The organism is Sphingobacterium ginsenosidimutans, from assembly GCF_039536865.1.
Classification (GTDB): Bacteria; Bacteroidota; Bacteroidia; order Sphingobacteriales; family Sphingobacteriaceae; genus Sphingobacterium; species Sphingobacterium detergens.
The window spans coordinates 1,685,468-1,699,018 of record NZ_BAAAZK010000002.1; the positions used below are offsets into that span (position 1 = coordinate 1,685,468).

Annotated in this window: 9 protein-coding genes; 2 read left to right on the forward strand and 7 right to left on the reverse strand. The window is 40.5% G+C overall.

The features are described 5' to 3' along the window. Positions 1-17 precede the first annotated feature (17 nt). A complete protein-coding gene (locus ABFX33_RS06970; protein WP_346085128.1) occupies positions 18-1,046 on the reverse strand; it encodes a FecR family protein in 1,029 nt (342 codons plus the stop codon). Between the two features lie 431 nt (positions 1,047-1,477). Between ABFX33_RS06970 and ABFX33_RS06975 the strand changes: the two genes are divergently transcribed. Beyond that, on the forward strand, positions 1,478-2,074 hold the full coding sequence (locus ABFX33_RS06975; RefSeq protein ID WP_346085129.1) for an RNA polymerase sigma factor: 597 nt from the start codon (positions 1,478-1,480) through the stop codon (positions 2,072-2,074). Between the two features lie 88 nt (positions 2,075-2,162). Here ABFX33_RS06975 and ABFX33_RS06980 read toward each other — a convergent pair whose 3' ends face one another. From ABFX33_RS06980 to ABFX33_RS06990, 3 genes are all read right to left on the reverse strand, one after another. Continuing rightward, positions 2,163-2,495: a 2Fe-2S iron-sulfur cluster-binding protein gene (locus ABFX33_RS06980; RefSeq protein ID WP_346085131.1), complete on the reverse strand. Its 333-nt coding sequence runs from the start codon at positions 2,493-2,495 to the stop codon at positions 2,163-2,165. Between the two features lie 148 nt (positions 2,496-2,643). Then, positions 2,644-3,546 (reverse strand): dihydrodipicolinate synthase family protein, encoded by a 903-nt coding sequence (locus ABFX33_RS06985; RefSeq protein WP_346085133.1) that lies wholly within the window; start codon positions 3,544-3,546, stop codon positions 2,644-2,646. Between the two features lie 27 nt (positions 3,547-3,573). After that, a complete protein-coding gene (locus tag ABFX33_RS06990; protein WP_120258890.1) occupies positions 3,574-4,074 on the reverse strand; it encodes a cupin domain-containing protein in 501 nt (166 codons plus the stop codon). Between the two features lie 101 nt (positions 4,075-4,175). Between ABFX33_RS06990 and pdxR the strand changes: the two genes are divergently transcribed. Continuing rightward, positions 4,176-5,597: a MocR-like pyridoxine biosynthesis transcription factor PdxR gene (gene pdxR, locus ABFX33_RS06995; RefSeq protein ID WP_346085135.1), complete on the forward strand. Its 1,422-nt coding sequence runs from the start codon at positions 4,176-4,178 to the stop codon at positions 5,595-5,597. 189 nt (positions 5,598-5,786) lie between these two features. On the opposite strand, the gene ABFX33_RS07000 is transcribed toward pdxR, so the two are convergent. The 3 genes from ABFX33_RS07000 to ABFX33_RS07010 form a co-directional block, all read right to left on the reverse strand. Next, positions 5,787-8,189, reverse strand: coding sequence for an outer membrane protein assembly factor BamB family protein (locus ABFX33_RS07000; protein ID WP_346085136.1), 2,403 nt, complete (start codon positions 8,187-8,189; stop codon positions 5,787-5,789). A gap of 136 nt (positions 8,190-8,325) precedes the next feature. Further along, positions 8,326-10,140 carry a RagB/SusD family nutrient uptake outer membrane protein gene (locus ABFX33_RS07005; protein WP_346085138.1) on the reverse strand — a complete coding sequence of 605 codons (1,815 nt, stop codon included), beginning with the start codon at positions 10,138-10,140 and terminating at the stop codon, positions 8,326-8,328. Between the two features lie 13 nt (positions 10,141-10,153). Further along, on the reverse strand, positions 10,154-13,516 hold the full coding sequence (locus ABFX33_RS07010; RefSeq protein WP_346085139.1) for a SusC/RagA family TonB-linked outer membrane protein: 3,363 nt from the start codon (positions 13,514-13,516) through the stop codon (positions 10,154-10,156). Positions 13,517-13,551: the final 35 nt, after the last annotated feature.

The following is a 13,551-nucleotide window of genomic DNA, read 5'->3' on the forward strand; positions in this document are numbered from 1 at the left end:
AGATTATATTTTTTTGTTTATTCGCTCGTTTTGATTTCGAAGTGGTCTTTTTCTTCTGAAATACTAACCTTATACAAGTTGCCTATTGATCTCAATACAATTTCCTGTTCGGAGACATCTATCTTGCCACTCACTGTGACCTTCATCATACTTGAAGGAAGCCTGCCAACCACTTTCTTTCTGTAGGTTAATTCCATCCAAATAATAATTTCATTTAAAGTAGTTTTATCCAAATCGAGTATACCTGTCTGCCAACTATTTACCAAACCAGATCGTACCGGCAGTCGCTTCAATACACCCCGGTCTACGTTTACAACTTCACCTGGCTTCATAACCATATTCCGACCTTCGTAACCGGCTCTTACACTCCCTTCATCCAAAGCCACTAATTTAGTTGTCGGTGTATTGATAATATTAAAACGTGTTCCCAGTACTTCAACTTTTAAACCATCGTGTTCGACAACGAATGGTCTTCTCTGACCATTGTGAATCTGTTTTGTCACATGTAGGTACCCTTCCCCAATTAGATCCAATTTTCTACGAGATCCATCTTCCTGATAAGTAGCAGTACTCTGTTTATTAAGCCATAATGTACTACCATCTGGCAAGATAATTTCTTTCTTGTTTGTCGATGTTGCGTAAGTTTCACTCATTCTTGGTGTGGCTTGTTGCAGATAGATCCATAAACTAAACGCACTCACAGCGATCAAAATCGCCGCATATTGCAACCACTGGCGAATTTTTAATTGCCTCAATCGAGGTTGAACAACATTTTTCTCTTTATTTTCTAAATGTGCGACAATTCCTGTCCAAACTTCTGAGCAATAGGTTTCATTGACAGTTACTGTGGATTCATAATATTTTAACTCGTAAAGTTTTCTAGCCACGAGATTCACCTCTTGATACCTCGGATACTCATCAAACCAAAGTTGCCATTGCGCATCGTCAACCAAAACTTGTTGCGCAGTTAATTGCAAAAAGGAAGGTTCTCGGAACAATTCTTCTAAGAGTTGGTCGCCGCCAAACATATCTGTATTAGTTGTCATGTATCAATAATTCGGTTTACTTAATTTAAAGACACCATTTTTCCATTCTGTCACCCAAGAAAAATTAAAAAAATTCATAAAACACTGTAAATGAGATAGAATTATTTAAATTTAAAGTTCATTTCAGCAAAATATAGCAGGGAGTAATGTCAAATTGACTTATAGCTGTTGATTTCGATGGTCAGATGCAGGACTTCTATAACGAACAGTGGCAGCTATTTTAGCTCTTAACGAATTGTTTTTTCATCGGATAAAATGTATATTCTTGATGAGGATCATTTACAAATCTTCTTTTCGCAAAAAATTTTATTTTCGTTTCAACTTCCGTTTCAGGTTACAAATGGCGATCTTGAAAAAGTAAAAATAAAGGCTGTAAATCCAAACGATATACCTGTATATTTGTCTCATTACTAATAGCTAGTCATATAACGATGCAAAATGAAAACACATTAGAAATTGAATGGGAGAAGTTTCTGAAGGGAGATAGAAGCTCTTTTGAGAAAATTTATAATTCCAATTTCAAAAGTTTATTTCTATATGCCCTTCGTTTTTCAAAAGATGATGACTTAATTAAAGATGTAATACAAAATGTTTTTATCAATTTTTGGGAAAAACGGAATTATATTAAAGAGGTGAAGAACGTGACGGTGTACCTACACCGATCTGTTCGCAACGAGCTTTTAAATCGGAAAAGACAGGAGGATAAGTATGCTTTTGATGTTTTGGATGAACAGGTTTACGCGTTTGATTTCGAACTCCCGCTTGAGGCCAGAATTATAAAAAAGGAAGAATTAAAGGAAACGCGCCAACGCCTAAAACATGCATTAGAAAATATTACTGATCGGCAAAAAGAAATATTGTATCTGAAATATGTCAAAGGCATGACTTTCGAAGAGATATCTGACACAATCGGTATCACCGTTAAGGCTTCTTATAAGCTTCATGCTCGAGCAATCAGCTCCATTCGACAAAATTTCGGTAACAACCGTTATTCTATTGCTTTCCTAATATCGCTGTATTTCTCTTGACAAAAGTAAAGATAATATCTGCTTGAATAGCGACCTAAGATGTCGGCTAGTAGCTCAGACAGAATCAACTAAAAAAAATCTATTATAGCTAAAATTCGTCGTAGTTTATCTTGATTGTGTTACTTACAGGCGCCGCTACGCAAGTTAAAATTAAACCTTGCTGTAGGTGAGCTTCTGACAAAATAAAATTTCGTCTCAAACGTACTTCTCCTTTCTCTAGCTTGCACACACAAGTCCCACAATTACCACGGCAGCAGCTATGTGGTGCAGCAATACCTGCATCGAGGATAGCATCAAGCAAGGATATTTTCCTGTCCCAGCGGATCTTGCTGATAGTTTCATTCAAGGTTAATGAAACTAATACACAATCCGATGGTTCGGCATCAGTTTCGGTAGTTTTTGATTCTTCGTCCAGATTCATACTTTTTCACTTATAAAATTACAACAAATTCGGTTTACAAAGCCCGAACGCTCGCAGCGTTTCGGGCTTTAAAATCGTTATTTTAAATCTTCAATAGATGTCCTAAAGCCAATATGTTATACATTTTCATTAGCTCCGTTTTTCTGCTCTATTGATATTGGTATTCTTCACTTTTTACTGAGGCGAGTATCGTTTCTAATGTTGCGATATCATGATCACTGAGCGGTCCCAAAGGACTTTTAAAACCACCACCACCTATTCCCAAAATATCTAATCCGGCCTTAATGGAACGCGGCAACCCTTTTGCTACGATGAATTTGAGCAGGTCAACCTGTTGATAGAAGAGCTTTCTTGCCTTTTCCAGATTATTCACTTGAATTGCCTCGTACAATGCTATATTCAATTCGGGGATAAGGTTAGGAGCCGCAGTACACCAACCGGCTGCTCCAGCCGTAAAAGCAGCTAATGCTAACGGATTGGATCCGTTGAAAAAGGCAACTTCCTCTCCCAATTCTTTCCTTAAATAATGCATGCGCTGAATGTCCCCTGTACTCTCTTTGATCATGGTCACATTGGGAATTTCGAGCAGGCGTTTCAGCAATGTTGGCGACATATCAACCCCGCCTGTTGCGGGATTATTGTATGCCATTATTGGGATAGAAATTTTGGATGCCACGGCATCGTAATGCCTTACTATTTCATCGTCGGTCAATTTCCAATAACTCATCGGTATAATCATCACGGCAGTCGCGCCAGCTTTTTCTGAAAACTGTGCATGGTAAATGGTCTTTTCCGTAGTCAGATTGGAAACGCCGACTAACGTAGGGACACGCCCTGATACCTGCTTCATGGTGGCTTCAGCAATAGCTTCTTTCTCAGCGTCATTCAAATAAGGCAATACGCCTGTACTCCCTAATGGCGCAATCCCATGTGAACCCGCGGCAACTAAACGTTCAACCTGCTTTTTAAACAAAGGAATATCCACGACCTCATTGTCGTCGAATGGCGTAACAGGATAAGCGATTATCCCTTTAAATGGTACATTATCCATATGGTTTCTATTTTAATGTATGCTGAACTAAAAATCTCTTCCTTCTTCTTCGCGCAAAGCAACCCCTAGATTTTGCAGTTGTGGCGCATTTTCACAAGCGATGTATTTTGCACTTTCGGTATCACTGGTGTTTTGGTGTTGATGCCAAGCCCAGGACGGAATATAAACGGCATCGCCGGCTTCCCATTCTACAATTTCATCCTCCACTTTGGTCCAACCTTTGCCCTCGATCACATACAGGACAGTCTCATAGGTATGACGATGTAAATGCGTTTTTTGTCCGGGTAATAGCCCTCCGATCGTCAAACTGACATTTTTGCTTGGTAAGTCTACAAAGAAAACAGGATGCTTTCTTTCCGCTGAGAATTGATTGTGTACCCCAGCGTTTTCAACATTCTTATGGATAACATGTGAAGGTCTTACATAGGTAGGTCTTGCAAAGGTCTGATGAAAATCTTTAGAACTAAATTGCTTTTGTTCGGCATGAATTGATTTTTTCACTTCTGTTGATGCTTCTAATTTTGACATAACTTTAAAAATTTTAATGTTCATTGCATTATTGCATAACAAAAATATGCTAACTTTGGACTAGCGTTATGATACAGTTTTTATAAAAAGAAATAGTCCAGATGTTACGAGAGTGGGAATTTCAAATTCAATTAGATGAACAATCAGATAAGGCCATTTATCTACAGATTGCCGATGCCATCATAAACGATATTCATTCCGGCCGATTAAAGGCGGGTGATGCTTTGCCGGGCAGTAGAAATCTGGCGCAGCGACTGAAAGTCAATAGAAATACCATAGTAGAAGCATTGAGTGTACTATTGATAGAAGGTTGGCTTGTTTCCAGAGAGCGGCAAGGCACATTCGTTGCTTCGACCTTGCCCGATTTTAAGGAAACGCAGACTACAGCGCCAATCGCTGAAGCAACAAATGATGCCACGGGTGGATCTACTCAACTGCAAATTGATGATGGATACCCCAACAGCAAAATTGCACCTGTTAATGAATTAGCTCGGGCATACCGTCAAATTTTCAACCAAAAAGCGAAGTGGCAATTAATGGGCTACAGTAGCGAATTCGGGAATCTAGAATTTAGAAAGGCTGTGGTCCAAATGCTCAATCATCAACGGGGAATGCGGGTGAATGAACAGCATATCTGCATCACAAGGGGGAGCCAAATGGCCATGTATCTTGCCGCTCAATGCCTGCTTTCAAAAGGAGATTATGTGATCATTGAGAATCCCGGATATAAACCCGCTTGGGAGGCCTTTGACCAAAGCGGAGCTAAGTTGTTACCTGCGGGGGTAGATAACGAAGGTGTGATAATCGAGGATATAATAGCGCTTCTGAAATTGCACAAAAACATAAAAGCCATTTATGTGACACCCCACCGCCAATACCCAACTACGGTCACAATGAGTCTAAAAAGAAGACTGGAACTGATCAAACTGTCCAATGAATATGGATTTACCATTATTGAAGATGATTATGACAATGAATTTCATTTTGGTTATCGTCCCATTCTTCCGCTGTCAAGTTTTACGGAGCTTAAAAATTATGTGTATATCGGTACCATGAGCAAGGTCGTAGCTCCGGCGTTACGTATCGGTTATATAGCAAGTAATGATTGTACTTTAATCAACAAGGTCGCTCGTTTGCGCAAGATTATCGATGTGCAAGGAGACAGTATTATGGAACAGGCCGTTTTGCAATTGATCAAGGATGGCACCATAAAACGTCATATAAAAAAAGCAACAAATTATTATAAGACAAAAAGGGATATTACCGAAATATTACTACAAAAACACCTTGGAAATAAAGTATCTTACCTTATCCCCGAGGGTGGGCTTGCCTATTGGATCGTGCCAAAAAAGCAGGTCGACTGGGTACTGATTTCGGAAAAACTCAATATGAAAGGTTTCAGCATGATCACTCCAGAGAGCTACAGCTTTGACAAAATAATGAATGGTATGAGATTGGGATACGCATCGCTGTCTGATCAAGAATTGGAGGATTTTATCAGCGCTTTGGCAGACTTGTTTTGATAAACAGTACGGTCGATATTTAGCGTATATCTATCCCGAGCTTTATTTCAGTAAAATAAGTTGGAGAACTGGGAATTTTAAGTTCTCTATTAAGCTGGGCAATATAAAGATGAGTTGCCCAGCTAATTTTAAGATAATATTATCAAACTATTCCACCTTAGTCTAATTGTGGCTTATATTCAAAGTAATTTATTTTTTTGTTGTCGTTATATTAAAACAATAGATATTACCCGCAAAGTCCGCAACAAAGACTTCATTTCCATGAATGGAGACTTCGGCTAATATCGGTGTGCCCAGATTAACCTTTTGCACCAAAGTTCCATCTAAATTCAACACATATAAATAACCGTCTGATCCGCCGAAAAACAACTTTCCAGCCGCATAGCGGACACTGGATTCGACAGTTGCAACTTTCTTATGAAGATCAGGAGTTGAATAAGCAGAGCTATAAATAAGAGCCTCCTCAGTCTGGAAACTCCATTTTTCGGTTAATGCATTACGATCAAATGCTTTTATCCCATTAGTCGCTGTGGGCATAATCACTCGTTCCTCTGTTAACAAGGGTGAGGCCATAACCTTAAAATCATCATCAGTTTGGCTTTTAGTTAACAGGGTCCCCTTCTTTTGATCCAATCTAAAAAGATTGTTCAGCCCGGCTACATAAAGCGAATTTTCATCTGCACTGGCTCCTCCTGTTCTAAATCGCAAACCATCTTCATTTTTCTTCCATAGGAGTTTTCCTGTCTTACAATCGTGAACAAATAAGGCATTCCAATTAGCACCAGTAATTAGATATCCGTTGGTGATCAGTAGTTCTCCAGGCATCCCTTCACCACCATTCCAGTCACTATTCCGCCATACTGTTTTCCCATCTTCGACTTTTATTGCTGACAGATAATTACCTGCGCCAGTATAATAAATACCATCGCGAACAACTCCAGCACTTACGTATCCTGGAAGCCGTCCCCCACTGAGATCCTTCTTCCAAACGAGTTTACCCTCTTTTTCATCGATTGCATACACCGTACCTCCCATATCTGTAGCCAATACCAAACCATTGCTATAGGCCAACTTCTGCTTGACGGAGTTCTGGGTATGGAAAGTCCAGATGGTTTCCCCCGATTGGGCTTTTAATGCCTGAATTTTACTTTTACCACCAATGGCATCATCGATACTGGCCACATATACCCGCTGTCCCTGTACCAGAGGTGAACTCTTCCACACATTAGACCCTATGTTTTTTGACCAAGCCAATTGAAGAAAAGCGGTAGAAGTGGGTTCATTATGCCAAGCAAATTTCTTAAGCGCCTGTGTGCTGTCGCCATAATTTACTTCCAGCATAATATCATACTGTTGATCGGCACAGCGTGGAACTGTAAAATTTCCACGCCAGTTCCAGTCACTAACGGGTTTCAATTTAGCCGTTTTTATCGCAGTTCCAAATTTATTTAATAGTGTTGCATACACAGAAATAACATTCTTTTCCGTATGATACACACTTGTGCTAATTTCTATTTCTTTTCTGTTTGAAATCTGCATTTGCTTACTTTGTGGGTAAATTAACGCGATGTGATCTGACAAATAAGGATACTTTGGCGTTATTTTGCTAACCCCTCTTTTATCCACATCAATAACCAGGAATTGAGCTGCAGAATTATCTATTCCTCCTTTATTAGGAGCATTTGTGGATATAACCGCAACTCCATCTCTGCTGCCAAAACTATAATTATTGTGCCAATGGCCATACAGGTATGCTTTTAGATTATACTGCTTCAAATCGATAGAATCGGTCTTTCCTCTCATCACGAAATCCTTTCCGACAAGCAGGTCGTGGTTAATAAAAATGAGCGGTTTATCTTTTGTTTTTAGAGCGAGATCTTTTTTCAACCAAGCGATTACCTGATCCTGACTATAGCTGGGTGCATAATCACCGCCAGGCATGGGCGTCACCACAAAGTGTGCTGGTCCTGCCTCAAATGAATAGTAGACCGGACCAAATAAATCCTCAAATAGTTTTTCACCATACTCACCTTTGACAAGGTCGTGATTGCCTACTGTATAATAGGTCGGAACACCCATCAGTTCCGTGTTTACCTGTCGGGCATGAAACTGCATCCCTGGCTCGTAGCAGATGTCGCCCGTGTGCATAATCAGTGTCGCATTTTGTTGCTGCGAAAACTTACGAATATTGTCTATCCATTCCCCATATAGTGGTGTTTCGGTATCTGTAATCTGAATAAACCGAAGCTTATCCGCCTCTTGCTTTTCATCCTGGATTAGACCGAAATCATAATTTTCTCGTTTTGGATCAATCTTAATATAATGAGTTCCACTTGCTTTATAACCAGCTGGAACCCGCACGAAGAGAAATCTGGCTTTATCGTTCTTTTTTAGGTCAAAGCTTCCATCTTCAGCAGTTTTTGTCACCTCGTAGCCATCGGATAATACAATATCTTTCATTCCTTTTTCAGCGCTTTCCATCTTTTTGTTCTTATCAAGATCCAAAAAGACATGCCCCCTATATTGAGCATAAATGGCATTACTACATAGTAGTAGCAGTGATAGTATAAATTTATGTGTAAAACTTTTCATATAAAAACTCTAATTGCAAATAAAGATAGGGTGCCATCCATCGATTGGATGTACCCTATCTTTAACCTTAAAATTTGTAAAAAATAACTCTTTTAAATTAGTCTTTTAGCATATTATCTAGCATAAAACCAATTCCTTACCAAAAGTTTGTCTGTACCAACTTGCTACCATCCAGAACCATCTGACTATTAGCAACCGGATAATAGTAATACTTTGGTTTTTCAAATGTCTTCTTCTTATCTCTGGCTACAGTAAACATAATATGTCCATTGTTCCCATTTTCAAGATAAATTGAAGTATTATTACCATTGGCATCTTTTAAATAATACAGTGAAATGTTCTTCTTTTCCTCTTCTGTCAAGTCTTTAATCGGACCGGTATCCTTTGCTGATTCAAGTATCGCGATATCTATTTTACCGTCTCCGGTTACATCCATTGGGCCTAATGCCTTTACATACATCCCCTGTTGTTGATCGGCCAGGCGCTCGCCCACTTCCCAGCGAAAAACGTCCCTGTATCGCTGGCCTTCACAAGCCAGTTCGACACGTCTTTCTCTGCGGATTTCAAGGATAAGTCCCACATTGCCTCCTTTCACATTTGAGTAGTAAGCTTGCAATACCGGATCCACATTGGCATTTGCCTCGCCCAGCTGCATGCTTGGCATCCCAACACGTTGACGTAGCAGGTTGACCGATTTGTCAAGATCAGCCTGGCTCGTGAGGATTCCCAGCTCCGCTTTGGCTTCAGCAAAGATTAATAAGATTTCGGCATAACGAAATACAAATGCATCTGTATAGGCTGCCTCCCAACTGATCATATCTGCTATTTCGGGATAGAATTTGATCTGGTTGTACCCTCCGAGCGTTGGTTTGAGGCGCTGTGGTGTTGTTGCATTGACTGACTGAAACCCAGGCTTCATAAAAGTCTGCTCAAGGCGCGGGTCTCGGTTAACAAAAATTTGATCTATATTCTTCGTTTTATAATCCGCTTGGTCCGTAAAACGCTTTCCATCTTTCATCAGATAGTTTTCCATCAGCGTTTGGCTCAAGGCCCATTCATAATCCAATACCGTGTGTGTATTACGTCTTCTTCCTAAATCCTTATCGTAATCTATAAATAAGATGGTCTCAGGATTCGCCTGCAGGTTAAGACTTATAAATAGATCCCGATAAGCACGGTTAACGCCACCAGCATTACTGATTGAAAATTTATTTGACTTCATAATCTCCTCAGTAGCAGAAACCGCCCTTTGCAGAAAAGTATTGGCCGATCCGCTCAGATTCAAATAAGAGTGATATTTACGGAAAGTTCCTTCTTGCAAAGCGAACTGTGCTAATTGCGCCAAGGCTCCCCATTTCGTAACTGTCGACTTGTGCCCATCGGGTTTGATATTGGCAGCGGCAAATTCGAGATCAGCCATAATTGAATCCACAACAAGCGACCGGCTGTCTTGTTTTTTGTGCAAGAGTTCAATATCTGATGTTCCCATTGTCTGACTATACCAGGGAACATCACTGTACTGGTTGACCTTATCGATATAAAACCGTGCACGAAAGAACTTTGCAATGCCGATGTAATGGTTCACATCGGCGGCACTAGCCCCTTTCACACGCCCAGCATTTTCAAGAAAGAAATTAATATTTCTCAATGCGGACCAACTCCATACTGCTGCATTCTGCGCGCTCACGCCACCACGCATGATCTCATCAATTGTACTCCCAGAATTGTAATGTGCCAGATTATCTGTCCCAAGATCCGCTATCGGCGCACTCAAACTACCGTAGAAACCATCGGTATAAGTTTTAAGATCGTTTACATTGCTAAAAAACACTTCCGGTGTAACCGATGTCGTGGGATACCGATCCATGAAATCATCGTTACAGCTCATGATCAGGAACAAGGCCCCCAACAACGCTCCAATCTTGATAATTTTTCTTTTTATATTTTGCATGATAATAGTCATTTTAGAAATTAAAGTTTAACCCAAACGAGTAGGTCCTTTGGAAAGGATATGCCGTCCGATCGCCAACAATTTCAGGATCGAGATAATCCATTAGTTTGGTAAACTCAAAGAGGTTTTCACCGCTGACGAACAGACGTAACCGGTCTATCCCCCATCTATCTGTCATCAACTTGGGAAGCGTGTAACCCAAAGTCACATTTTTTACCCTTAAATAACCTGCATTCTGCAGATATTTGGTCTGCGTCGCGGCTAGTTCAATACCACTCTGTTCGGCCACATAGGATTTTGGTCTTGGCAAATACGCATTTGGATTTTCAGGCGTCCAATGGTCCAAGTTAAACTTAGTTAAGCTCGCCCAAGGTTGAGCATATATACCCCAAAAATAGTGGTCACCACCTGGAGGATAATAATTTCTTTTTCCGACACCTTGCAGGAACACGCGCAAATCAATTCCGTTCCAGCTTGAATTCAAATCTATACCGTAACTGTAACGCTGTCTCGAATTACCGATAATTTTATAATCTCCATGATTATCCAAGGTCCAATCCCCCCGGTTTATTTTGCCGTCACCATTGATATCAGCAAATTTGAGGTCACCCGGTTCCAATCCTCTCGTACCAGGATAAGAAGTGACATCATTTTGATTAGCATGTGCCTTGATCTCTTCCTGAGATTGGAAAAAACCCAATGTAGTTAGCCCCCACATCTCACCTAATTCCTGTCCAACATAATAATCGCTTAAGTTATTTTTAGGATTATTGTATTTTGTAATATAAGCTCTACTGTCTGCTAAATTAACTCTTGCGGAGAATGAAAACGGTTTGCTAGCCACCATAAACTCTTTATTATATCCAAGTGTTAATTCCCAACCGTTGGTTTTGAGGTTCGCCGCATTTTCAAGAGGAACCCCCGTACCAAGCACGATTGGCAGTGTCCTACCTGCTGTCAACATATCCTTGGTATCACGACGATAGATATCAAATGAACCAAAAAACTGATTTTTAAATAAGCCGATGTCCACCCCAAAATTAGATTGTGTGATGGTTTCCCAGGTCAGGGTCGATGACACTAAGCCCGGACTACCCACAATAGGTACAATCTTGCCATCCAAAATTGCTCCACTTCCTTTGGACATATTGGCAATGTAAGGGTAATAGTTGTCCCTTAGATCCTGATTTGCCAGTGAACCATACGATCCACGAAGTTTAAAATTGGACAGGGTCTCTTTAATTGGCTGGAAGAATTTTTCTTGCGAAACTACCCATGCAGCAGATACGGAAGGATTGAATGCAAAACGATCTTTTTTAGGGAATCTGGAGGAGCCATCATAGCGGAGGTTAGATTCCAGGATATATCTATCTTTATAAGTATAGTTTAATCTGGCAAAAGCCCCTCTTACCGACCAGGCATAATCAAAAGCACCAACAGAGGGAGTTTGACCAGTCGCGAGTCCTATTGTCGGTAGCGAATTGGAAATCAACTGATCCCGGGATGCCGAAAATGACTCGTATATCCGTTCTTCCTGATTGAAGCCCAGCATCACTGAAAAATAGTGATCATTGAGTGTCCGCTGATATTGTGAATAAATATTGTACACATTATAGCGCGTTTCATTACTTCCATTGGAGGCATAGCTATTGAAATTTTGCCTGTTCATCACATTTGGCCCTGTACTGTAGGCAAGCGGCACCTGAAAGAAGTGTGATTTTCCTGAAACCCTTCTAAAGGTCGCGTCCCCATTTAAGGTCCAAACATTTTTGATGAAGTCAATTTTCGCACCAAAGCTAGTCTGAAAATCGTTGATGCGACTGATACTACGGCCCCCTTCGGCTACAGCTCCGATCATATTCACCCCAGCTTCTGTATAGGTACCATCCGGATTTCGGACGGTATTTAGCGAAGGTTGACGGTTAACATTATGCCAGTAGAGATACCCCTGATCAATTGCTGAGGGCTGATCATACTTATCATTTGTAAAGGTTGTATTATTTGATAAAGTAAACCAGTCCGTGATTTTGTAATCACCTTTTGCCCTGAAATTATAACGGTCATAGGTATCGGGACTGATTCGCAGCATACCATTTTGTCTGTAGTATTCACCAGAAAGGTAAAATGAAGAGCGTTCGTTCTTCTGCGCGATGCTTATATTGTTGGTATATGAGGGTTGTATATTTTTATAGACTTCCTTAAACCAATCCGTAGATCCTAAATAGATATAAGCATTTGGATTTTGTGGATCGACGATCACACGAGGCAATGAAGGGTTTTCACTCAGCTGTTTACCATATTCGAGCATTTTCTCATCGTAAAGATTGTACCATGGTGCTGACATGATATTCCTGTATTTCATTACCTGATACGGATCATCCTCTATCTCTACTGTACGTGTTATTGCTTTTGCCGCAAAGATTGAGTTGGCCGTGACCTTAATTTCCTTCGTTGTACCCGATTTAGTCGTAACCAGTACAACCCCGAAAGCAGCGCGACTACCATAGATCGCTGCTGACGCGGCATCTTTCAATACAGTAACGCTAGCAATGTCCATTGGATTCATACGATTGAGCTCCTCGTTCGTTGCTGGAATCCCATCAATAACAATAAGTGGCCCACCACCTGACAGTGATGTATACCCTCGCACATTGATCCCTGGCGAGCTATTGGCTCTTCCAGAGGTCGGTGTAATATTAAGATTAGCCATAGCGCCCTGCAATGCTGTCCCCACATTTGTAATCGGTCTACTTTCCAAAAACTTTTCACCAATCTGATCTACAGCTCCCGAAAGATTGATCTTTTTCTGTGTACCATAACCAACAACAATCACTTCGTCTAGATGAGACTCAGCAGTTTCCATCAACACATCTACTCTGTTCTTGTCAGAGACATTGATTTCAACATCTTTATACCCCATAAAGCGAAACAAAAGGATTGTTTTCTCTGGAACACGTATGTTGTAACGTCCGTCTTTATCGGTTTTTGTTGATATTCCCGCTACCCCCAATACAGTCACGGTCACTCCTGCCATTGGTCCGGAAGCATCTTTCACAGCTCCTGATACTTCACGATCAGTCTGCTTTTTTTCTTTAATGACAATCGTACTTCCCATGATATCAAAGATCAAATTGCGACCACGCAATGTCTTTGCCAATGCAGCCCTTACATCAGATCCTGCCACAGAAATATCTACACGTGAGGCATTTTCAAATAACCTTTCGTCGTAAAACAGTCGCAACTTCGTCTGGTTGGAAATCTCTTTAAGGACAGTTTCAATTTTGGCATTCTTCAAGGACAGATTTACTTGTTGCGCATATCCAGATGCTCTAACACCTACCGTAAATGCCAGCAACAGTACACAAATCAACTTCATAGTCAAAATGACTTTAATGCTTAGGGTATAAGAAT

Coding starts and splice junctions, on each gene's coding strand:
- ABFX33_RS06970 (WP_346085128.1), bottom strand. CDS start 1,046: ATGACAACTAATACAGATATGTTTGGCGGCGACCAACTCTTAGAAGAA.
- ABFX33_RS06990 (WP_120258890.1), bottom strand. CDS start 4,074: ATGTCAAAATTAGAAGCATCAACAGAAGTGAAAAAATCAATTCATGCC.
- ABFX33_RS07000 (WP_346085136.1), bottom strand. CDS start 8,189: ATGAAAAGTTTTACACATAAATTTATACTATCACTGCTACTACTATGT.
- ABFX33_RS06985 (WP_346085133.1), bottom strand. CDS start 3,546: ATGGATAATGTACCATTTAAAGGGATAATCGCTTATCCTGTTACGCCA.
- pdxR (WP_346085135.1), top strand. CDS start 4,176: ATGTTACGAGAGTGGGAATTTCAAATTCAATTAGATGAACAATCAGAT.
- ABFX33_RS07010 (WP_346085139.1), bottom strand. CDS start 13,516: ATGAAGTTGATTTGTGTACTGTTGCTGGCATTTACGGTAGGTGTTAGA.
- ABFX33_RS07005 (WP_346085138.1), bottom strand. CDS start 10,140: ATGCAAAATATAAAAAGAAAAATTATCAAGATTGGAGCGTTGTTGGGG.
- ABFX33_RS06975 (WP_346085129.1), top strand. CDS start 1,478: ATGCAAAATGAAAACACATTAGAAATTGAATGGGAGAAGTTTCTGAAG.
- ABFX33_RS06980 (WP_346085131.1), bottom strand. CDS start 2,495: ATGAATCTGGACGAAGAATCAAAAACTACCGAAACTGATGCCGAACCA.